Below are 21,495 nucleotides of genomic sequence, written 5' to 3'. Positions count from 1 at the left end.
CCTCCTTAAAAAAGTAGTAGAGGGTCTGACCCGGGTCTACGCTGCACGCGGGTGGTCACTGAAGACCCGGGACAGTCCCGCCTCTTCGTTCTTTTACTAAAAAACAGAGCTGTGAAAATTTCTTCTCACAGCTCTTTGTTATTGTCTACTCAAGCTTTCCTTTTTTCACGACTAGTGCGTATGCAAGTGTTAGGGCGAATGGGACGACGATGACGATACCCATGCCTAGTGCGAATATGCCCCAGAATTGGCTTTGGATTGAGATGATACCCGGTACACCGCCGACGCCGATTGAGTTGGCGAGGACGAAGTTGGCACCAAGGATGATACCTGCGATACCTGAGCCGACTAATGCACAGATGAATGGGAATTTATAGCGCAGGTTGACCCCGAATAGTGCAGGCTCTGTGACACCAAGCCATGCTGAGATACCTGAAGAACTCGCAAGTCCTTTCAACTTCTCATCTTTACCTTTCATAAAGAACGTTGCTGCGAAAATCGCAAATGCTGCTGAACCCTGTGCGATATTTGACAGGGCAAGGATCGGCCATAGGAATGTACCGCCCTGATCTGAAATCAGCTGCAGGTCAACAGGCAGGAATGTATGGTGCATACCTGTGATAACAAGTACTGCATAGAATCCACCATAGATCAGACCGCCTAACCAGCCGAAGTTTTCAAACATATAAACAACTGCATCAGTTACGGCTGTACCTGCTGCGAATGTCAGTGGTCCAATGACGATAAATGCTGCGAAACCAGTAATTAAAATTGATACCGGTGCGACAACTAACAGTTTGATTGAATCATGAACGCGTCTGTTCAGGAACTTTTCAATCACCGCATACAGATAAGCTGCCACTAATACCGGAAGTACCTGACCCTGATAACCGATTGATTCAACGGTTAAGCCGAATAAATTCCAGGTTGGCACTGTACCTTCCTGCAGCGCATTCGGATAAGCGTATGCACTCAATAGAGCAGGATGAACTAGTACCAGACCAAGCACAATACCCATTAAAGGATTGGCCCCGAACCTTTTTACTGCTGACCAGCCGATCAATGCAGGTAAAAAGGTGAAGGCGGCGCTGGCTATAATGTTAATAACTTCTGCTATATCAGCCCACTGAGGATACGTGACGATCAGTGGATCAGGACCGAATAAGTCCTCTGCTGTCAATACATTGTTCAAACCAAGCAGCAAACCTGCTGTTACGATTGCCGGAAGAATTGGAATAAAGATATCAGCTAACAGTTTGATGGCTCTTTGCAGCGGATTCATATTCTTTGTCGCTGCGCTTTTCACATCATCCTTCGATACTTCCTGAATACCTGTTTCTTCTGCTAAAACCTTGTACACTTTGTCGACAAGTCCCTGGCCGATTACGACCTGGAATTGTCCGCTGTTGGAAAATGACCCTTTCACAAGATCAATTGACTCAAGCTTCTTCTTGTCCACCTTGCTTTCATCGTTAAGGACGAAGCGGAGACGCGTGACACAGTGTGTGGCTGTGTCGATGTTTTCCTGTCCGCCGATTGCTTCAACAATCTGGCGCACCTGTTCACGATTCACATCGCTCATCTATGAAACCTCCCTTTCGAAACCGTTTTCATTTACGTGGCACTTCATTTCATCTATTCCCGATATTCGGGAAAAAACACTGGGAATTGGAGTTAAATCGGTCTTTCTATGACCACTGGCATACGTGTGACTCACTGCAGCTGTGGGGGGTTTCACTACAACTGTGGACCGACTCACTACAGCAAACCCGGGTGTATCAAACAGCTGCAGCGCAAAACACGACAGCTGCCAGCCAAAATACGACAACTGGAGCCACAGTGCTTGCCGGTGAAGACCCGGGACTGTCCCGGGTCTTCGAAACTGTCCTGATACTGCACTCCTCGCTATCCATATAAACAGCGCTTACATTTTGCATTTATAATCCTATAACATGTATATACATGCTGTCAATTATAAAAGCTTTAAGTATGAACAGAATAAATAGTCGGTAAAATATTTATAATGTTCAGTTAATATACAATTGAAAAATTAAAATGAAAGGGGTAAAATTATACTGATAATAGATCTATGTACTCATTTATAGAGATTGTTTAAGATATTACTTTATTCACCTGTATTTATTATGTAGCTATGTTAAAGCTCTATGTCTTAGCACAGCTGTTGATTGGTACGTAAGAGGGACGACTCCAGCAGGAGAAGCCTGACAGGTGAGACCCCGTAGACGCAACGCAACGAAGAGGTCCGATTGAACCGGAGCAAAAAAACGGTTCATGCAGAAAGCGTTCCACCTGCAGCGGAAATCAACAGCCACCTTTACCAGAGCTATTATATAAAAAAGTATGATCAATTTTATATAAATTTTTAATTTAGAAAGCAAATGAAGTGAAGGGCAAAGTAACACAACAATCCAAAGAGGGCTGGTGAAAAAAATGGAGAGTATTATTTCAAAAGGACGAACGATTCATGAAGCTGTACAAACCGGTATTGATATCCTTAAAGTACCAAAAGAGACGGTCCATATCGAAATTCTTCAAGCCCCTTCAAAAGGATTTCTGAAGATTGGCACAAAGCAGGCGGTAGTCAAGCTGATCATGATGCATAAAGATGATGACTCAGCAGGAGCTGAAAAAATCGGACTAATAGCTGAAATGAATAGCAGGGAGTCAGAAAGTCATTTTGCTAAACGATCTGATACTCAATCGGTTGCTTTAATTGATAATGATGGTCTTGAGGAATCGGCTACCATTTTAGAACATTCTTCTATCAAGACAGAAATGCTTGACAAATATGGCTCTGTAAGTGTTGAAAATGGTCAGTTAATTGTAAAATCCGGAAGTCAAAAACTGCCTGCGGTCATTATCCCGGAAGAAATGATGCTTTATTGTAATCAGTTACCTGTCAATGAGAAAACTGTTGTCCTTTCACCGGAAGATACATTCAGTTTAGACATACAGAATGAATGTAAAAAAACTGAATGGTGTATTTCTATTGATCAGGATAAATTAAATGCTTATCTGGAAATAGAGCCTGGTTATGAGATTACCCGCCGTATTTCTGATATGGCACCTGCTTCTGAATTAACACTATTATTTACAGAAAAAAAGATTACACAGCTGTCTTTGTCAGAAAGCGAAGTTAAAGAGGAGATGAAGGAAAAATCAATTTTGCAAAATCTTGTCCAAGATGAACTGATCAAAGCACTCAACAGTGAAGTTCCCGGGAAATACAGGATCGCTGCAGGAACTGCTCCAATTAATGGAAAGGACGGATGGCTTGAGGTAAAAGTAGAAACCAGTATAAAAGAAAAGCTGAAAGAAGATGAGCATGGAAAAATAGACTTCCGTGACACAAAAGTATTTCCAAACGTTGAATCAGGCGATGTGATCGGAATCATTCATCCATCTGAGGAAGGAATCGCCGGAAGCTCTGTGTTTGGAGAAACTATTCATCCTAAACCGGTATATCCAATCATTTTGAGACTTGGTAAAGGTGTAGAACAGATTGATGATAAAGTCATTGCCACTGAAAATGGACGACCGCAAATTGAACAACGGGGTCAATTATACAAAATGGCAGTGGTGCCAAAACTTGTTCATAACGGGGACATCAGCCTTGAATCAGGAAATATATCATTTTTTGGCGATATTGACATTACAGGAGAGGTTCATCACGGGATGAAAATTGAAGCTCAGGGCAATATCATCATCGGAAAAAACATCAGTGGATCACATTGTCATTCTACTGGCGCGATTAGTGTGAAAGGAAATGTTATTTCTTCAGATCTCTCAGCAGGCCAAAATAATTTAACTACGTCGAAGCTCTCTATTTTAGTTGGAGTTTTAAAACAGGATATCGATCAAATCATCACTGCGATCTCTCAGCTTTTACAATCCCCGGATTTTAAAAAAACGGATCTTACTGAAAGAGGTCTGCAGCCACTTCTGCGCATTTTAATAGAAAATAAGTTCAGTGATTTAATTCCACGCATGAAGAAATATGTGAAGCTGGTTAAAGAAGGTAGGGTACAGCTTCATGATAGCAGATGGGAAGAGACCGCAGATCAGATTTCAGACATATTTTTAACAGTATCAGGAAAGTCGATTTCAATGCAGAATATAACGCTTTTATCACATCAACTGGCTTCCCTTCAGGAAGAGTTGAATGTTTCTGATGAGACATTATCAACAATCAGAGTGCAAAACGTGATGAACAGCAGAATACATGCAGGTGGAAATCTCTCTATCACTGGCCGCAGCTGTATACAGTCGAGAATTCATTCAGGAGGATATATGACAATTACCGGTGCAATGAGGGGTGGAGAAGCATATGCAGAGAAGGGGATGAATATTAGTGAAGCTGGAGCAGCAAGCGGTACAACAACTATTCTTGCTGTGCCACAGTATGCCGTCATCAATATAGGTGTTGCATTCGAAGGAACTGTTCTTAGGATCGGAAACCGAAAAAAAATCCTGTCAAAAAGATATGAAAAAGTAGTTGCAAGGATCGATAAAAGGGGGGATATTATCTTACAGTAAGACAGATAAGGTGAACAGGAAATATAATATTACTGATAAGATGTTTCAAATTTGGATAATCATGTCGATATAGTATTTGTAAGTTTTTAATTATGAGTAAAGTTCCTGAGGTGATCATCATGGATGCACAACACTTGATTAAACTTTTTCAACTGCCTGCAGCAACGATTGATGAGAGCGGCGTTGTGCTGCTGACCAATTCAGCATGGGACCAGTTTGAGGACGTGGTTGACCATGCCGGCAAAGAATACAGCAGCTTGAATCGGTTAATCAGGACACCATTTATTAAAAAGAAATGCCAGAAAGTATGGCGTGGAAAGATAGATTTTGTTGATTATTATTTTCGTACTGTTAAATATAGTCATTGTCAATTGTCTATTACCAAATGCAATGACACACATTTACTTTTTCAGGTGTTACCAGCTGTCGATTCAGCTGTAGTCACTGAAAATGCTGTTGATGTCTTAGAGAGTATGAGTGAGGCATTCTTTTCACTTGATAAAAACTGGTGCTTCACATACGTCAATCACGAAGCCGAAAAATTGCTATATAAAACGCGTGAAGAATTGATTGGAAAAAATATGTGGCTGCTATTCCCGGATGCGTGGGGGACAGGCTTTGAAGAACATTATTTTAAAACAATACATGATCAAATTCCAACGAAATTTGAGGAATATTACGAACCAAACAAAAGTTGGTTTGACATCACGGCTTATCCAAACAGGCAGGGTGGACTTTCAGTATATTTCAGAAACATTAACGACCAGAAAGAAATGGAAAAATCACTTTGGCAGTCTGCAAATTCAGACCATCTAACCGGTCTGCCGAATAGACGTTATTCCTACGAATTAATGAAAGAATATATAGATAAAAATCAACCGTTTACAATCTACTTCCTGGACCTTGATCAGTTTAAGATCATCAATGATCTGTACGGACATGATGTAGGGGACAGGCTGATTCGTAAAATCGGGATGAGACTTCAAAAAAACCTGCCTGATGACATGACGATCTCAAGACTGGGTGGGGATGAATATCTGATTCTAGTGCCTGAGCAGCTAAATCAGGGTGAGGTGGAGAATCTTGGTAACCGGATCATTGGGATGTTCAGCAATTCCTTTGTATTGCAGGATCGTCCTGAAATTCATGTAGAGCCGAGCGTGGGCGTGAGCCAGTATCCGAAAGACGGTAATCTGGTGGACATACTGATTGATAAAGCAGACATTGCAATGTATGAAGCAAAGAAAAAACAGCTCACAAAAGCAGTGATGTATGACCCGGTCATGCATGAGAGCGTTTCGCGTGACCTGATCATCCAGCAGGAGCTGAAAAAAGTCATCGAACGAGATGAACTTGACTTTGTCTATCAGCCACAAATTGATTCTAATAAAAACTGGATTACAGGAGTAGAAGTGCTTACCCGCTGGACACACCCAGTACTGGGTCCAGTCTCACCGGCAGAATTTATCCCGATCGCTGAAACATCCGGCATGATGGAAAAACTGACGCGTCACCAGCTTGACTGGTGTCTCAGCAGATTTGCTGAATGGATAAAGCATTTTAGCTTTGATGGCTTGATCGCATTTAACATTTCATCAGGCCTGTTTCGCAACAAAAACTTTATTGCCTATTTAGAACAAATCATCACGGACCATAAGATTCCATTTGACCAGATTGAGCTTGAAATCACAGAAAATATTCAGTTATTTTCACACAAAGAAAGCGTCCAAACACTTGAACGCCTGCGCGACCTTGGCATCCGGGTCGCAATCGACGACTTCGGGACAGGCTACTCAACGCTGTCCTATCTGAACCAGTTTCCTGTCGATAAAATCAAGATTGATAAGCACTTTACTGATCAGATTATGACAGATCTAAAAGGTGAAGCAATATTGGTTTCTATTATCAAACTCGCCAACAGTCTCGAACTCGACGTGCTGGCAGAAGGTGTTGAAACAGTGGAACAGCGCGACTTCCTGAAAATGAATGGCTGCAGTGATATGCAGGGATATTACTATTTTAAGCCACTGACATTGGAAGAATGTGAACAGTTTTATTATGAGAAGGTGTTGAAGGAGAGAGTGCCTGAGTAAGGTGCTCTTTTTGTTTTGTGGTGGACAGCGGGACGGAGTGCTGTGCGCGGGGTTGGTTGCAGTGTTTTTGCTGGCGGTTGTAGTGTTTGGGATCGCGAGTGCAGGGCACACCCGGGATGATCGTAGTGAGATAGCTCGTGGTTGCAGTGAGATGGGAATTGACTGCAGTAGGTGCGGCTCATGGCTGCAGTACCACACCCTCTTGATGCCTTTAAGAAACTAAAGGATTGTGTCTTAAAAGCATGAAAGGCGGCTTCGCTGTGCGCGGGCCTCGTTGCAGTGTTTTCTTTGATGGTTACAGTGTTTGGCTCCGCGAGTGCTGGACACGCCCGGGTTGGTCGTAGTGAGACGGCCCGCGGTTGCAGGGAGACATAAAATGATTGCAGTAAGTGCTACAACGGCTGCATTAGCTCAGTATTATATTTCCCAAAAATATCTAGTATTCACAACGCAAATCACTTATAATGATTCTAATTTCAGAAAGGAGTGAAGTTTTGAATACGAACACACGAACACCGTCCATTAAACAGCAGACGCTGCAGGCTTTAGTTCAACGGATTCCCAAGCACCACCCGGGTTATGTCAGGGTCTTAGAGCAGTTATCAATCGAGGAAGCCGGGCTGCATGGAGAGCTCTATTTCGATTCAGTTGCTTCCAAAATATTGACCCCTCAAAGCGCACAGCTGAAAAACCTTACATTAACCCTCTTCAAAGAAACCTTCCAGATTGACTCTATCATTGTTACTCCACAATTCATACTGATCACAGAAATCAAAAATATGGTTGGAAACCTCTATTTCAATAAGAAAGGGGGTGTCCTGACGAGAATGTCTAATGGACAAACCTCTTATTTTACGTGTCCTTTGTTTCAAGTATCGAGACATGTGGAGTGTATTTCTCACATATTGAAAAAATTGAATTTAAAAGTGCCTGTACACGATCTGGTTATTTATACAAACAACAATGTTGAATTTACTGTAAAAGATTCAGAGCAGGAAATTTACGAAAAAATCCACCGTGTTGAGCAATTCACCCAGCATTACAGAAAAATGAAAGATAGCGCAAGTCCCCACCTTTCAACCACTCAAATGAAAATATTTTGTCAGGAACTCCTCAAAAGAAATACGCTTCCGTTCTGGAAAGATCATGTGACAAAAACAGGTGTTATACATTCTGATCTGATTAATGGGGTCATGTGCTATCGTTGTTGTAAAATTGCTCTCGCAGTCAGAAACGGCTGGCGATGTAAAGCCTGTGATAAAAGAATTGATAATATGCTATATCAAAATATAATAGAATATTTTCTGATCCATGGTCCGACAGCTACAACGAAGGACATTACGAAATTTCTTCATTTTGCTAATACGAGAAGTGCTATGCATTATCTTGTTAAACTAGGATTTAAGTACGAGATGGTGGGAAGTCAGAAGGTATTTCTGAGTCCGGTGCATGAAGTGTCTGTGATGGATATGGAGAAGGTTAAGGCAAGTAAGAGTCGTGGTGGTTGATTGCAGTGTTTTCGGTTGTGGTTGCAGTGGGCGCCACGCCGGTTGCAGCCCTACACCCTCTTCATGCCTTTAAGAAACTAAGGGCTTATTACTCAAGGGCATGAAAGGCGGCTTCGCTGCTCTCGGGCCTGGTTGTAGTGTTTTCGTTGGTGGTTGCAGTGTTTTGCTCCCTGAGTGCAGGGCACGCCCAGGTTGGTCGTAGTGAGACAGGAATTGATTGCAGTCAGCCCAGCCCCCGTTGCAGCACCAAACCCTCTTCATGCATTTAAGTAACTAAAAGCTTGTTTCTTAAGTGCATACAGGGCGGCTTCGCTGCTCGTGGGCTTGGTTGCAGTGTTTTCGCTGGTGGTTGCAGTGATTGGCCTCGCGAGTGCAGGACACGCCCGGGTTGGTCGTAGTGAGACAGCTTGCGATTACAGTGAGACGGGAATTAATTGCAGTGCTCCCGCTCCCGGCCGCAGCCGCGTGCCTCGCTCTCCACCAAAAAAACATCCCCAAATAAGATGCACAATCCCACCCAGTAGGCTAAAATAGAACATGACAAGTGTCATATATAAAGATCCATTCAGTTGGAAATGTAAAATAGATAGGATGATTCAATGAGAACGGCAGTGGTTACTGACAGTACGGCTTATGTGCCGGTGGAGCTGCGTGAGATGTATGATATTCGCATGGTGCCGCTTTGTGTCATCATGAACGGCAAGACGTATGAGGAAGAGGTTGATCTAACGACGGATGAATTTTACGGGGAGGTCCGAAAAGGTAATGACCTGCCTAAAACGTCACAGCCAGCAGTAGGAACGTTTGCGACGTTATTTGAAGAGCTCGGTGAGGAATACGATGAGGTAGTCACGATTCATTTATCAAGCGGGATCAGCGGTACATACGCAGGCGCGGTTCAGGCAGGTGAGATGGTAGATAATGTAAAAGTGTACGCATTTGATTCTGAGATCGCATGCATGGTCCAGGGGATGTTTGTCATTGAAGCGGCGGCTATGGCTAAAAATGGTGCCGGTGCCGAGGCAATCATGACGCGTCTAAACGAGCTGAAGGAAACAACGCGTGCGTACTTTATGGTAGATAACCTGAGTCACCTCCAGCGCGGGGGCAGACTGTCAAACGCCCAGGCGATTATCGGAAGCCTCCTGCAGGTGAAGCCTCTCTTACACTTTGTAGACACACAGATTGAACCGTTTGAAAAAATCCGTACCCGTAAAAAAGCGATGAAGCGGATTGTTGATCTTTTAAAAGAAGATGCACAGAAATACGAAGAAGTTCAAGCTGTGATCATCCATGCCAACCGCGAAGAAGAAGCTGTTGCGTGGAAAAATGAGATCAGCAGCGAACTGCCAAACGTTACATTCCGCATCAGCCACTTCGGACCAGTAATCGGCACGCACCTCGGTGAAGGATCGATGGGCCTTGGGTGGATGAAAAAGTAGAGGCGAGATTGACCCGGGTCAGCACCCGGGCGCTCTCTGCCCAAAAACCACATAAAAGGAGCCGACGTAATGACCACACCTCAAGCATTTCTCTCCGGAAAACAGTTTCTCCTATCTGAAGTCCTCAACTTATTCCAACTCGAACAATTTCAACGCGAAGTCACTCTAACCCCTGCGGTAGAAAAATTTAAATGCAATAGATGCAGCAACACGAAACGCTACCTGTTTGCCACTCACCCATGCGGTAAATGTGGCAAACCATGTACATATTGCCGCAACTGCATTCAGATGGGTAAAGCCTCTGAGTGTGAGCAGATCGTGTTATGGAACGGTACACCATTTCAACAAGAACCGCCGGCAGCGCCCGTTCTCCAATGGGAAGGCAGTCTGTCACCTCCACAGCAAAGAGCCTCCGCAGCGCTCATTCAGTCCATCGATTCCAAACAATCCATCCTCATCCACGCAGTTTGCGGTGCCGGCAAGACTGAAATACTGTTTCCTGCAGTTGAAAAAGCACTTCAACAATCATTACGCATATGTATTGCTACACCACGGCGCGACGTTGTACAGGAACTCGCCCCACGACTCACCCGCGCTTTTCCAACCTCTGAAATCGAATCCCTATACGGTGGCAGTGAAGACCGTCTGCCGTATGCCCATATCACCATCGCGACCACTCACCAGCTCATCAGATTCAGGGAAGCATTTGACGTCATGATCATTGATGAAGTTGATGCGTTCCCATATGCTGCGGACACCGCCCTCCAAAAAGCCGCTCAGCACGCCCGCAAAAAGATTTCCACACTCATTTACCTCAGCGCCACACCCTCCCGCAAAATCAAAACGGATCAGATTGTTAAAATCCCTGCACGGTTTCACGGTCATCCTTTACCTGTTCCGAAAGCGAAATGGCTTGGCAATTGGCGTAAATTATTGCTCAAAAAGAAAGTTGATCCGGTCCTTTTAAAATGGCTCGCCATACACCCGAAGGCGCTTATCTTTATGCCTGATATCGAATCGATGGAGATTTATTCAGATTTGCTTGGTGTGCCGGCAGTTCACTCGGCTGATCCGGATCGCGGGGAGAAGGTGCAGGCGTTCCGCGCGGGCAGGCATCAGGTTATGCTGACGACAACGATTTTAGAGCGGGGCGTAACATTTTCAGGTGTGGAGGTAGCGGTTGTTGGCGCTGGGGACCCTGTATTTACGGAAGCTGCGCTTGTCCAGATCGCTGGCCGAGTTGGACGCGATCCGGCAAAACCTCATGGCGACGTAACATTATTCCACACGGGACTGACTGACGCGATCGTGAAAGCACAGCGGCATATTGTGCTGATGAATAAAGAAGCGCAGCGGTTGGGGTATTTGAAATGAGGTGCCTGTATTGTCACACTCATATATTTGAAGAAATCGGCTGGAGTGATTTGATTTTTAAAAGGGTGGAGGATCCGTTTTGTGCGGGTTGCCGCAGTACGCTTATTAAAATTGAAGGAGCACGCTGTAAAATCTGTTCGCGTTCCATGAAGTCAGAAGGCGTTTGCAGTGACTGTGACATGTGGTCAAAGCATTCGGACTATTCAGATGTGCTGACGGCGAATCATTCAATCTATGAATATAATGACTCGCTGAAAGAGCTGATTAAACGTTTTAAATATAATGGAGATTATGCGCTGGCGGGATGCTTCAGGAAAGAGTTAATTGAACACGTAAAGCTTTATAAAAAATTCATTATTGTTCCTATGCCGGTCAGTTCTCTGCGGTTAAAGGAAAGAGGCTTTAACCAGACAGAAGCGTTGTTGGAGTGCGCGGGAGTTTCATATGAGAATTTGTTAAAGAGAGTAGATACTGAAACCTCTCAGGCGAAAAAGCAGAAAGCTGCCAGGCACTCGGGAGAAAATCCATTTCAATCTGGGAAAGCGATGAATGGAGAAAATATTTTACTCATTGATGATCTCTACACAACAGGCACGACAATCAGAAGGGCTGCCAGCGTGCTCAAAAAAACCGGCGCGGGGGAAGTGAGATCCGTAACGATTGGGAGATGAATTCAAGTCAAAGTGGTGACAAAGTTTCATATAATAAATAAAAAGACCTACATATTATCTTCCATTTATGACTCATTCGTTTTATAATTATATAAAAAAGCTGAGGAGGACATAAACATGGCAGAATTAAAAAATTGTCCTAAGTGTAATGCAATCTTTAACTACAACGGCTTACGTGATGTATGCCCGAAGTGTCATAAAGAAGAAGAGGATTTGTTTGAGGTAGTGTACCGTTTTTTGAGACAGCGTGAGAATAGAGCGGCATCGATTGATAGAATTACGGAAGTAACCGGAGCGTCAGCGGGACTGCTTCACAAGTGGGTTCGTAAGCGCAGACTGCATCCTGCACAGTTTCCGGGGCTTGGTTATCCGTGTGATAATTGTGGCACGCTGATTATTCAGGGGAAGATTTGTAAGTCTTGTACAGATAATATTAGAAATGATCTAGATAAACATGAAGCAAATATTGAATTTCGAGAAGCAGTAGCTAACAGTAACAAGAAAACATACTTATCAAGTCGTGATAAATAACATAAAGACGCGTGGGACTTTTATTCTAAATTTCCCCTGCGTCTTTAATTTTTGTTCAACCTGCCGATATAATGGGTAACAAAACAATATCGCATATATAGAAAGCAGGTGAGAGCTTTGAAAATTAATCCTTTTCATCAAAATCCAATTAATCCTTACAAACGCCAGGAAGCAAAAGTAGAGCAGGCGGAGCTTCAAAAGCAGAAGAAGGCTGATAAGGTTGAGATTTCATCAGAAGCAAAGGAAATGCAAAGCTTAAATAAAATCCAGGAAGGCCGGCAGGAGAAAATTGATCAGCTGAAGGCATCGGTTGAGAACGGAACTTATAAACCGGATGCTGCACAGACAGCTGAGAACCTGTTGAAATTCTTCAGACAGAACTGATGAAAAATTGCTCATTTGATGGGCAATTTTTTATGTATAAATGGGGGTGTATGAATCGTGCAAATTAAAATGGATCCGGCATTAAGCAGTCAGTCAGGTGGTCAGAAAGAAGTAGCACTTAAGCAGGGAGATTTATTTTCAGCCAATGTAAAAAGTAAAGGTGACGGTGAGGCAACGCTTCAGATCAGGGGGCAGGAAGTAAAAGTGAAAACTGAAGGTAACCTGCCGGCTAATGGGCGTGTATCCCTTGAAGTGACAGGCGCGAAAGACGGCATGCCAGTCGTCCGTCAGGTGCAGCAAAATCCCCAGCAGTCCCAGCAGCCACAGATGGACCTTGTGAAACTGAATGATGGTAAGCCTTTAACGCCTGAACTTAAAGCGGCGGTCAATCATTTAATGGAAAAGGGTATGCCTGTTAACAAAGAAGTTATGCAGTCACTTAGGAATTTTCTATCCAAAACTGATGCTCCGTCCGCCCAGAAATTAGAAACGATCCAGGCGGCTGTATCGAAAAACCTGACGATCACAGCTAATAAATTGACTGCGATCCATTCCGCTTTGCACGGACCTCCAATCAGTGAAGCAGTTTCTGAACTGCTAAAAAGTACGGGCGTTGACATCACTGCCGGACGCCAGCACAGCGCAGGTCAAATTGAGAGTGCAGCGAGGCAGCAGCTGACACAGGCACTTCAGCTCCTGATGAAAGCAGCACCGGAGCAGGTTCAGTCGCTGCTCAAACAGCTTGATGCAGGCGGCAATGTAAAGGAACTTGCAGCACAGTTGCAGAAGAACTTTTCAGCCTTACTTGTTAACAATCAGCAGGCAGCGAAATTTCTAGACAATGCATTAAAGCTTGATTCACTCGTTAAACCTGTGATTGAAAGTCAGCCAATCGATCAGTCGAAAGCGCTGATGGTTGAAGAAGTGAAAACAGCGATCCGCAAATCACCGGATGTAAAAGCAGTGGTTGAATCATTTGCAAAGTTAAGCGAACAGGCTGACTTTGATCCGCAGACAAAACAGGCACTGCAGCATTCAGCTGTACGTGCAGAACAGTTTGTCCAAAATGGACAGGAGCTGCAGGCGCGCCAGGAAATGATGCAGGGAATTCAGCAGGCTTCTGCCGCCTATCCTTTAAAAGCTGCATCCGAGCAGTATCAATTGTCTGATGAGCTGATTTCTCAAATTCCAATGCAGTCACGGGACGTCATTGTGACAAGAATCAGTGAGCGTCTATCTCAGGCCGCACTTGATTTTAAAAATATACAAAAAGACATCAGCCGCAACCTGAGTCAGATTGAGTATGCCGCAAATCAAACAAAGCAGACTGCTGTTCAGCAGACAAAACCGCTTCTTGAAGCCACAATTAAAATGCTCGATCAGGCCATTTTAAAAGGTGACTTTATGCTTCATACAAACATGCAGACTGAGAAAAACCTGCTGAAAGCAAGCGGACAGCTGGCAGAAGCGTCAAAGCTTCTGGCACGTGGAGAAGTCGCGCAGGCTGCTAGGATCACATCTGAAGTCAAATCGATGATGGAGAAAATTGAATTCAAGCCGTCTGATGTAAAAGTACAGCACTTCGTCTCAAAAGAAATCATGCAGCTTGAGCCGGCATCCCAGCAGCGCTCAACGGCGATGCAGCTCCAGCAGTCGATGCAGATGCTTCATAATGAACCGTCAGCGCGCCATGCGTATGAACATGTCCGTGCACTGGGTATGACATTTGAAAATGAGCAGGCGCATTCACTGCTTCGCGGGTCAGGTAATGAACAGCTGACTTCAACATTAAAAGCTATGCTTTTGAAAATGAGTCAGGAAGGAAAAGCGGATCAGTCGATGAACCAGCTGACCGGTCAGCAGCTGCTCAGTAAAACCGATACGAATGGTCTGCAGAGCATGGTGATGACACTGCCGTTTATCCTGCAGGAAAAAGTGGAGAATTTTAAAGTCTATATGCAGTCAAAAAACAGCAGTCAAAAAATCGACTGGGAAAACTGTAATCTGTACTTCCTATTTGATACGAAAAAAATGGGTGAAATCGGCGTGTCACTGAATGTGTCTGAGCGTAATCTTTCTATTAAAATGAAAAACGATCAGGAAGGTTTTGAAGCAAAAATGGCACCGATCACTGACCTGGCAAAAGACCGCCTTGAACAGATCGGCTATCAAGTGCAGCAGCTGCAGTTCGACCGTCTGACAAATGAAGATCAGCCGGAAGAAGCTGACATTCAGGAAAAAGCAGTGCCGATCATGACTGAGAAGGGATATGATTTTTCAGTATGAGACCACATTATTTTAATCCGGCCGCAAAGCGGAAACTCAACGGACCGACAGCTGCAGTCATCCGCTACGACGAAAAAGACGACTCCCCGCATATCGTGGCCCAGGGGAGCGGCGCACTTGCAGAAAAAATATTGGAGCTTGCCAAACAGCACGATATTCACCTTGAAGAAGACAACAGCCTGCTCGCTGACCTGCTCGATATTGACCTTGGAGATACAATTCCTCCACAGCTGTATGCAGTGATTGCCGAGATTTTACTGCTGATTGAGGAGATGGAGAAGCAGTACTGAAGACAGGGGACAGTCCCTGGTCTTCAAAAGTCCGGACGTGGAACATACACGTCCGGACTTTTTTATATAAATGAAGAATTACCTATTAATCATTTTCCATTTTCCCCGATAAATAGAGTAGCAGGAGGGGAAACGATGAACTTTTTATCAAAAGAACTTTTATATCAGAAATCACCTCAGGAGCTGACTTCTCTCTTATATGAAGCAGCAATTACGAAGCTCGAAAAAGCGATTCAGGATACGAAAGAACAGAATTATATAAAAGCTAACCAGTCATACCAGAGAGTAAACGATATTCTTCACCGTCTTGGTGCGGGGCTGAATTACGAAAGCGGAATTATCGCTGATCAGTTAGATGCTGTTTATAACTTTATAGCTGATGAGATTGTAATGGCGAATCTGAAGAAAGATACCGGGAAGGCTGAGGAAGTGCTGACACTTCTGAAAGAAATCAGCGACTCCTGGAATCAGGCTACAAAAGCCAATCAGACGACAAAGCCACGACCGTCTAAAGCAAATCCATACGAACAGCACGTCATGGTAGAAGAGAAAGACCACTCATTAAACAAAATGGAAGCGGGGAAATAAATCATGAGAATTAACCACAACATTCAGGCGTTAAATGCATACAGAAACTTAAACCAGACAATGAACGACACGTCGAAAAGCCTTGAAAAGCTATCATCAGGTCTACGCATTAACCGTGCAGCGGATGATGCTGCCGGACTTGCGATTTCTGAGAAAATGAGATCACAGATTCGCGGGTTGGAGATGGCTGAGCGTAATTCTTTAGATGCTATTTCTCTTATTCAAACTGCTGAGGGAGCACTATCTTCAACACATGAAATTTTACAGAGAATGAGAGAAGTTTCAGTACAAGCAGCCAATGATACACTTGAAGAAAGTGATAGACAGGCAATTCAAGATGAAATTAATCAATTAACAAAGGAAATAGACCGAATTTCTAACACTACTCAATTTAACCAAAAAACCCTTTTAGATGGGGAATTAGATACCGACACGGATACCCCATTAGTATTAAATTTCCAAATAGGGGCAAATGAATCTGAAACATTTAGTATTTCAGTTGAGCCTATGGATGCAGCGAAGTTAGGGATTGGTATGGATGAAGGAGCAACAACTGATTATGATGATGATACATCTACTGTGGTAGGTTCTGATGCAGAAAAAGGTATTAGTGTAATGACTGCAACTGATGCAAGAGCAGCAATTGACAAATTCGATAAGGCTATTCAATTGGTTTCTGCTGAACGAAGCAAACTCGGAGCCTTCCAAAATCGTCTTGAGCACACAGTGACCAACCTTCAATCAGCAAACGAAAACCTTACAGCAGCCGAATCACGTATCCGTGACCTAGACATGGCAAAAGAAATGTCACAGTTCACAAGAAACAATATTCTGAACCAGGCAGGACAGGCAATGCTTGCGCAGGCGAACCAGCTTCCGCAGGGCATCCTGCAGCTGCTTCAATAATGTTACAATCAATGGAGGAGTAGATAATCTGCTCCTCCATTTTTTAAAGCGAAGACTCGACTCTTCACAGTGGAGGGATACTATATGGATGTACAACGTGTAGGCAGAACAGCTGATACAAATAAAGCACAAAAGAAAGAACAGGTTGCGAAAGAATCTGTTTCTTTTCAGGATGTCATGTCTAAAAAACGTGGAACTACTTTAATTGATAAATTGACAGCAATGAGCGCTGAAATAGAAGATCAGGGTAAGAAACTCTCAGACTCAAGAACTGTAGAAGACCTTCGTAAATATAAAGGTCTCGTTAAAAAGTTCATGGAAGAAGCAGTCAACAATGGTCTTCAACTTGAAGACCAGCGCGGATTCAACAGAAGAGGGCGTACGAAAGTTTATAAAATTGTAAAAGAAATTGACTCAAAACTAATTGACCTGACTAATCAGGTCCTTGATAAAGAAAAGAAAGGTCTAGATATTCTGGGTACAATTGGGGAAATTCAGGGTCTGATCATTAATGTCTACTCTTAATCCCTTTATATTTTAAGAATTAGACCGATATTAAGAAGGTAGAATCGGGTTAGGCCCGCTTCTATACTAAAAAACAACATTATAAAAAAGAGGGATTCCAATGCCCGAACATTCTTTAAAGGCTTTACTTCAACAGCAGATCACTTTGCATAAAAGTCTGCTTGAACTGGCAAAGCAGAAGACTGAGATTATAAAAGTAAACAATATAGAGCAGTTAAATCAATTGATTAAAGATGAGCAGAAACATATTCGGGCGATCAGTTCACTCGAAAGTAAAAGAGGACAGCTTGATCCAAATGGAGATATTCAGGAGGAAAAAGCTGAGTTGCTTCATGTCATTCTTAAGCTGAAAGAAGTGAACGAATTGAATCAGGATCTATTAACACAATCAATGCAGCTTGTGTCACTGAATCTTGATTTGATGATGCCCCAGCCTGATTCGATGAATTACTCAAAAGATAATGAAGAAAATGATCAGCCTGGGCGATCGATGTTTGATTCACAGGCGTAATCACTAGGGAGGAAATACGATGCGTTCTACATTTATGGGACTTGAAACAGCAAAGCGTGCTCTGTTTACTCAGCAAAGCGCACTTCATACTACCGGTCATAATATTGCTAACGCAAATACACCTGGCTTTACAAGACAGCGGGTGAATTTTGGAACGACGACTCCATTTGCTCCGGCAGCAATGAACCGACCACAAATTCCTGGGCAAATGGGAACAGGGGTTGAAGCCAATTCAATTCAGCGTGTCCGTGATTCATTTCTGGATATTCAGTACCGTCAGGAAACGAATAAACTGGGCTTCTGGGACGCCAAGTCAAGTGCAATCAGTGAGATGGAAAACATTATTAATGAACCAACAACAAATGGTTTAGGAGCCGTAATGGGTGAATTCTGGCAGTCGCTGCAAGATTTATCTGTGTATCCTGAGAACGATGGCGCGCGGAATGTTGTCCTTGAGCGCGGTCAATCGGTTGTGGATACATTCCATTATCTGAATGATTCACTGAATCAGATCAACGATAATATTGGAAATGAAATCAGTGTCTCACTGGACAGTGTGAATTCTCTGCTTGAACAAATTGCGAGTGTAAACAGTCAAATTGGTGATGTAGAACCGCATGGTAATATTCCAAATGATTTGTACGACCGAAGAGATAACCTTGTAGATGAACTGGCAGGCTATATTGATATAAAAGTTACTACAACTAAATCAGAAGGTGACCCTGCTGATGAAGCGGAAGGTCTTTATAATATCAGTCTCGTTGGCGGAAACGGGAAAGAAGAAATTCTTATAGCAAAAGATAACTATTATCAGCTGGGCTTTTCAAATGGTAGTGGCAACCTTTCAACTACGACTCCTGATGAAGTCGGTCAGATTAGTATATTTTCAAGTGCTGGAAAAGAGATTCCTTCAAAGAAGATGGATATAGCAAATGAAAACGGTGAACTGCTCTTTTCTCAGGGGAAACTAAGAGGATTGATTGAATCTTATGGGTACAGCTATCAAGACACAAACGGAGACCCTCAATTAAAAGGAACATATCCTGAAATGCTTGATAATCTTGATCGTCTTGCATACACTTTCTCGCAGACATTTAATGCTGTACATGAAAAAGGGATTAACCTTGAAGGTGAAAAAAATATAAAATTCTTTGGTGATCTTGAAGATGATTACAAAGATGCATCAAAATTAATTTCAATGGGTGATATTTCTTCGAAACAAATTGCAGCTTCTACTACCGAAAATGCGAATGATGAGGTAAATGCCGGAGATGGCAAAAATGCAGTAAACCTTTCTAACATACAAAATTGGCTTATGAACGGTGACGAAGTAAAGCTTGAGGGCTTTGACGGAACAGTAACCTTTGATCCGAATGATCCGGGATCAGATACTGACTATTCGTTAATTGGAAATGCTTCAATGAACTCATTTTACGAAGGTGTTATCGGTAAATTGGGTGTTCAGGGCCTGCAGGCAAACCGTCTTGCAGGAAACAGTGAAATCCTTCAGCAGTCTGTTAATGAAAAAAGGATGTCAGTCAGCTCAGTATCGCTTGATGAAGAAATGACAAATATGATTCAGTTCCAGCATGCATATAATGCTGCTGCGAGAAATATTACAATGGTCGATGAAATGCTTGATAAAATTATTAACGGCATGGGCTTAGTCGGCAGATAAGGAGTGAAATAAATGCGCGTAACTCAATCAATGCTTGCAGGAAATATGCTGCGTAACCTTACGCAGAGTTATGAGAAAATGAGTAAACAGCAGGAACAGATCGCAACACAAAAAAAGATTTCACGTCCATCTGACGATCCTGTTGTTGCGATGAAGGGTGTTCTTTATAGAAGGAACCTGACAGAGGTAGAGCAATATAAGCGTAACTTCTCAGAAGCTTATAACTGGGTAGAGAATGCAGATACTTCTCTTGATAAAGCAAACCAGGCTATGCAGCGACTGCGTGAATTACTGGTTCAAACATCAAATGATACGTACGATGCAGAACAGCGCAAGGCAACCCGTGCTGAGATTGAACAGTTGAAAGAACATATCGAAGAAATCGGCAATACAAAGTTCGGAGACAAGTATTTATTCAATGGGACTGACACGACCAATAAACCGCTTGATCTTGAAACAGGAACATACCCTTCGAACAGCGAAGCAGTAGAAATTGAACTTTCAAAAGGTGTTCATATTCAAGTAAATATTGACGGTACATCTGTTTTCTCTCAAGAAATGTTTGATGACATCGATCAGATTCTTGATACACTTGAAAATGAAGATACGACAGGTGATGATATTAATAACTATCTGACTAACATGGATAAGCATATGACTAACCTGTCCAATGAACGTTCTTCACTGGGTGCCAGATACAATCGTATTGAGCTTATGGAATCACGTGTAAGCGAACAGGAAGTAATTGCAACGCGTGTAATGTCTGACAACGAAGACATTGACTTTGAAAAAGTTATCACAGATATGAAAGTGCAGGAAAGCGTACACCGTGCAGCATTAAGCGTAGGTTCTCGTATCATCCAGCCATCACTCATGGATTTCCTTAGATAAAAAGGAGGAATAACCGATGAAAATTCCTCAAATACAAATTGACCAGACACATGCGAAAATCGGAATAGAATCTCCTAGGGGTCTGCAGCAGATCGAACAGCCGCAGGCAGAGCTGCATCTTAGGCAGATTCCTTCCGAAATGAGCATCACAACAACTAAAGGCTGGCTCACGATCGACCAGACCGAAGCGTGGGCTTCCATGGATATCAAACCGATCTCCCGTCGCATACGCGAGTGGGCAGCAGAAGGTAACCAGGATGTTTTGAAAGGAATGCAACGCGTTGCATCCGAAGGTGATGAACTCATGCGTATAGAAAACGGCGGCGATCCGCTCAAAAATATCGCAAAAAGAAACTATGAAGGACCACCGCCCTCATTTAACATTGGATTTGTTCCGCCGTCATTCAGTGTCAAAATGGACTATCGTCCCGGCACGACAGATATTCAATTCACAAAAGGCAGAGTTGAAAACAATACACGTGCTCAAAAACCACGAAACAGCTACACACCACAGGAAGTAAAAATTCACATACAGCAGCTGAACTCAATCAGGTTAAGCGTCGTGAATCAGGAAATTTAAAATAGGAGCTGTTTGTTCCATGAAGATTCAAACAAAGTACCATGGTGAAATCGAACTAAATGAAAAAGATATCTGGCATTTTGAAAAAGGAATTCCAGGCTTTGAAGATGAAAAACAGTTTACTGTTCTTTCATTTGAAGATAACGATATCTTTTTCGTTCTTCAATCTGTGAACAATTTTTCACTCGGTTTCATCATCAGTAATCCATTTTCATTTTTTAAAGAATACGAGATCAAACTTGATGACGCAGTGACATATGCACTTGAGCTTGAGAAACCTGAAGATTCCATGGTTTATGTCATTTTGACAGTAAAAGATCCGTTCAGTGAATCAACAGCCAATCTACAGGCTCCGCTTGTTTTTAACCTGATTAATAATAAAGCTAAACAGATTATTCTTAACGACTACTCCAGAAAACAGCCAGTCTCAGCGGCTGCCGTAAAGGAGTGATTCGATGTTAGTGTTAACAAGAAAAACAGGTGAAGCAATAAGAGTTGGGGATGACATCGAAATCACTGTACTGTCAGTGCAGGGAGACCAGATCAAGCTGGGAATTAACGCACCAAAACACATTGATATACATAGAAAAGAGATCTTCCTCGCTATCCAGGAAGAAAATGAAGCAGCCAATAACACAGTAGATCTTACAAAACTATTCTCAAAAGACTAATCCGCTGAA

At 42.9% G+C, this 21,495-nt stretch carries 20 protein-coding genes; 19 read left to right on the top strand and 1 reads right to left on the bottom strand.

What is annotated here, in order from left to right:
* Positions 1-145: 145 nt before the first annotated feature.
* Positions 146-1,582, bottom strand: coding sequence for a PTS system trehalose-specific EIIBC component (treP, locus tag KP77_RS13520; RefSeq protein ID WP_041123259.1), 1,437 nt, complete (start codon positions 1,580-1,582; stop codon positions 146-148).
* An 869-nt stretch (positions 1,583-2,451) separates the two neighbouring features.
* Here treP and KP77_RS13515 point away from each other — a divergent pair.
* From KP77_RS13515 to csrA, 19 genes are all read left to right on the top strand, one after another.
* Positions 2,452-4,557 carry a FapA family protein gene (locus KP77_RS13515; protein WP_235420725.1) on the top strand — a complete coding sequence of 702 codons (2,106 nt, stop codon included), beginning with the start codon at positions 2,452-2,454 and terminating at the stop codon, positions 4,555-4,557.
* Between the two features lie 119 nt (positions 4,558-4,676).
* Positions 4,677-6,650, top strand: a complete 1,974-nt coding sequence (locus KP77_RS13510) for a sensor domain-containing protein (RefSeq protein ID WP_041123257.1) — start codon at positions 4,677-4,679, stop codon at positions 6,648-6,650.
* Positions 6,651-7,144: 494 nt separating this feature from the next.
* Positions 7,145-8,158: a nuclease-related domain-containing protein gene (locus tag KP77_RS13505; protein ID WP_041123256.1), complete on the top strand. Its 1,014-nt coding sequence runs from the start codon at positions 7,145-7,147 to the stop codon at positions 8,156-8,158.
* 599 nt (positions 8,159-8,757) lie between these two features.
* Positions 8,758-9,600, top strand: coding sequence for a DegV family protein (locus KP77_RS13500; protein WP_041123255.1), 843 nt, complete (start codon positions 8,758-8,760; stop codon positions 9,598-9,600).
* A 69-nt stretch (positions 9,601-9,669) separates the two neighbouring features.
* The gene (locus KP77_RS13495; RefSeq protein WP_041123254.1) at positions 9,670-10,974 is read left to right on the top strand and encodes a DEAD/DEAH box helicase; all 1,305 of its coding nucleotides are present in this window, start codon (positions 9,670-9,672) and stop codon (positions 10,972-10,974) included.
* Positions 10,971-11,645, top strand: a complete 675-nt coding sequence (locus KP77_RS13490) for a ComF family protein (protein WP_041123253.1) — start codon at positions 10,971-10,973, stop codon at positions 11,643-11,645. The genes KP77_RS13495 and KP77_RS13490 overlap by 4 nt, the downstream gene beginning before the upstream one ends.
* Positions 11,646-11,762: 117 nt before the next feature.
* The gene (locus KP77_RS13485) at positions 11,763-12,176 is read left to right on the top strand and encodes a TIGR03826 family flagellar region protein (protein ID WP_041123252.1); all 414 of its coding nucleotides are present in this window, start codon (positions 11,763-11,765) and stop codon (positions 12,174-12,176) included.
* 117 nt (positions 12,177-12,293) lie between these two features.
* Positions 12,294-12,560: a flagellar biosynthesis anti-sigma factor FlgM gene (gene flgM, locus KP77_RS13480; protein WP_041123251.1), complete on the top strand. Its 267-nt coding sequence runs from the start codon at positions 12,294-12,296 to the stop codon at positions 12,558-12,560.
* A 57-nt stretch (positions 12,561-12,617) separates the two neighbouring features.
* On the top strand, positions 12,618-14,846 hold the full coding sequence (locus tag KP77_RS13475) for a hypothetical protein (RefSeq protein WP_041123250.1): 2,229 nt from the start codon (positions 12,618-12,620) through the stop codon (positions 14,844-14,846).
* Positions 14,843-15,136, top strand: a complete 294-nt coding sequence (locus KP77_RS13470) for an EscU/YscU/HrcU family type III secretion system export apparatus switch protein (RefSeq protein WP_041123249.1) — start codon at positions 14,843-14,845, stop codon at positions 15,134-15,136. Before KP77_RS13475 ends, KP77_RS13470 begins: the two co-directional genes overlap by 4 nt.
* A gap of 135 nt (positions 15,137-15,271) precedes the next feature.
* Positions 15,272-15,724, top strand: coding sequence for a flagellar export chaperone FliS (gene fliS, locus KP77_RS13465; protein WP_041123248.1), 453 nt, complete (start codon positions 15,272-15,274; stop codon positions 15,722-15,724).
* A 3-nt stretch (positions 15,725-15,727) separates the two neighbouring features.
* Positions 15,728-16,630 (top strand): flagellin Hag, encoded by a 903-nt coding sequence (gene hag, locus KP77_RS13460; RefSeq protein ID WP_041123247.1) that lies wholly within the window; start codon positions 15,728-15,730, stop codon positions 16,628-16,630.
* An 84-nt stretch (positions 16,631-16,714) separates the two neighbouring features.
* Positions 16,715-17,155, top strand: coding sequence for a YaaR family protein (locus KP77_RS13455; protein WP_041123246.1), 441 nt, complete (start codon positions 16,715-16,717; stop codon positions 17,153-17,155).
* 100 nt (positions 17,156-17,255) lie between these two features.
* Positions 17,256-17,666, top strand: coding sequence for a flagellar protein FlgN (locus tag KP77_RS13450; protein WP_041123245.1), 411 nt, complete (start codon positions 17,256-17,258; stop codon positions 17,664-17,666).
* A gap of 19 nt (positions 17,667-17,685) precedes the next feature.
* On the top strand, positions 17,686-19,344 hold the full coding sequence (gene flgK / locus KP77_RS13445) for a flagellar hook-associated protein FlgK (RefSeq protein WP_041123244.1): 1,659 nt from the start codon (positions 17,686-17,688) through the stop codon (positions 19,342-19,344).
* Between the two features lie 12 nt (positions 19,345-19,356).
* Positions 19,357-20,235, top strand: a complete 879-nt coding sequence (gene flgL, locus KP77_RS13440) for a flagellar hook-associated protein FlgL (protein ID WP_041123243.1) — start codon at positions 19,357-19,359, stop codon at positions 20,233-20,235.
* 16 nt (positions 20,236-20,251) lie between these two features.
* A complete protein-coding gene (locus tag KP77_RS13435) occupies positions 20,252-20,815 on the top strand; it encodes a DUF6470 family protein (protein ID WP_041123242.1) in 564 nt (187 codons plus the stop codon).
* A gap of 19 nt (positions 20,816-20,834) precedes the next feature.
* Complete coding sequence (gene fliW / locus KP77_RS13430; RefSeq protein WP_041123241.1) at positions 20,835-21,266, top strand: flagellar assembly protein FliW; 432 nt, start codon at positions 20,835-20,837, stop codon at positions 21,264-21,266.
* A 4-nt stretch (positions 21,267-21,270) separates the two neighbouring features.
* Positions 21,271-21,486 (top strand): carbon storage regulator CsrA, encoded by a 216-nt coding sequence (gene csrA, locus KP77_RS13425; protein WP_041123240.1) that lies wholly within the window; start codon positions 21,271-21,273, stop codon positions 21,484-21,486.
* Positions 21,487-21,495: the final 9 nt, after the last annotated feature.

The organism is Jeotgalibacillus alimentarius (assembly GCF_000829445.1).
In the GTDB taxonomy this organism is placed as follows: domain Bacteria; phylum Bacillota; class Bacilli; order Bacillales; family Jeotgalibacillaceae; genus Jeotgalibacillus; species Jeotgalibacillus alimentarius.
This window is presented reverse-complemented; position numbering and strand designations above follow the sequence as displayed.

Coding starts and splice junctions, on each gene's coding strand:
- treP (WP_041123259.1), bottom strand. CDS start 1,582: ATGAGCGATGTGAATCGTGAACAGGTGCGCCAGATTGTTGAAGCAATC.
- KP77_RS13515 (WP_235420725.1), top strand. CDS start 2,452: ATGGAGAGTATTATTTCAAAAGGACGAACGATTCATGAAGCTGTACAA.
- KP77_RS13510 (WP_041123257.1), top strand. CDS start 4,677: ATGGATGCACAACACTTGATTAAACTTTTTCAACTGCCTGCAGCAACG.
- KP77_RS13500 (WP_041123255.1), top strand. CDS start 8,758: ATGAGAACGGCAGTGGTTACTGACAGTACGGCTTATGTGCCGGTGGAG.
- KP77_RS13495 (WP_041123254.1), top strand. CDS start 9,670: ATGACCACACCTCAAGCATTTCTCTCCGGAAAACAGTTTCTCCTATCT.
- KP77_RS13490 (WP_041123253.1), top strand. CDS start 10,971: ATGAGGTGCCTGTATTGTCACACTCATATATTTGAAGAAATCGGCTGG.
- KP77_RS13485 (WP_041123252.1), top strand. CDS start 11,763: ATGGCAGAATTAAAAAATTGTCCTAAGTGTAATGCAATCTTTAACTAC.
- KP77_RS13470 (WP_041123249.1), top strand. CDS start 14,843: ATGAGACCACATTATTTTAATCCGGCCGCAAAGCGGAAACTCAACGGA.
- fliS (WP_041123248.1), top strand. CDS start 15,272: ATGAACTTTTTATCAAAAGAACTTTTATATCAGAAATCACCTCAGGAG.
- hag (WP_041123247.1), top strand. CDS start 15,728: ATGAGAATTAACCACAACATTCAGGCGTTAAATGCATACAGAAACTTA.
- KP77_RS13455 (WP_041123246.1), top strand. CDS start 16,715: ATGGATGTACAACGTGTAGGCAGAACAGCTGATACAAATAAAGCACAA.
- KP77_RS13450 (WP_041123245.1), top strand. CDS start 17,256: ATGCCCGAACATTCTTTAAAGGCTTTACTTCAACAGCAGATCACTTTG.
- flgK (WP_041123244.1), top strand. CDS start 17,686: ATGCGTTCTACATTTATGGGACTTGAAACAGCAAAGCGTGCTCTGTTT.
- flgL (WP_041123243.1), top strand. CDS start 19,357: ATGCGCGTAACTCAATCAATGCTTGCAGGAAATATGCTGCGTAACCTT.
- KP77_RS13435 (WP_041123242.1), top strand. CDS start 20,252: ATGAAAATTCCTCAAATACAAATTGACCAGACACATGCGAAAATCGGA.
- fliW (WP_041123241.1), top strand. CDS start 20,835: ATGAAGATTCAAACAAAGTACCATGGTGAAATCGAACTAAATGAAAAA.
- csrA (WP_041123240.1), top strand. CDS start 21,271: ATGTTAGTGTTAACAAGAAAAACAGGTGAAGCAATAAGAGTTGGGGAT.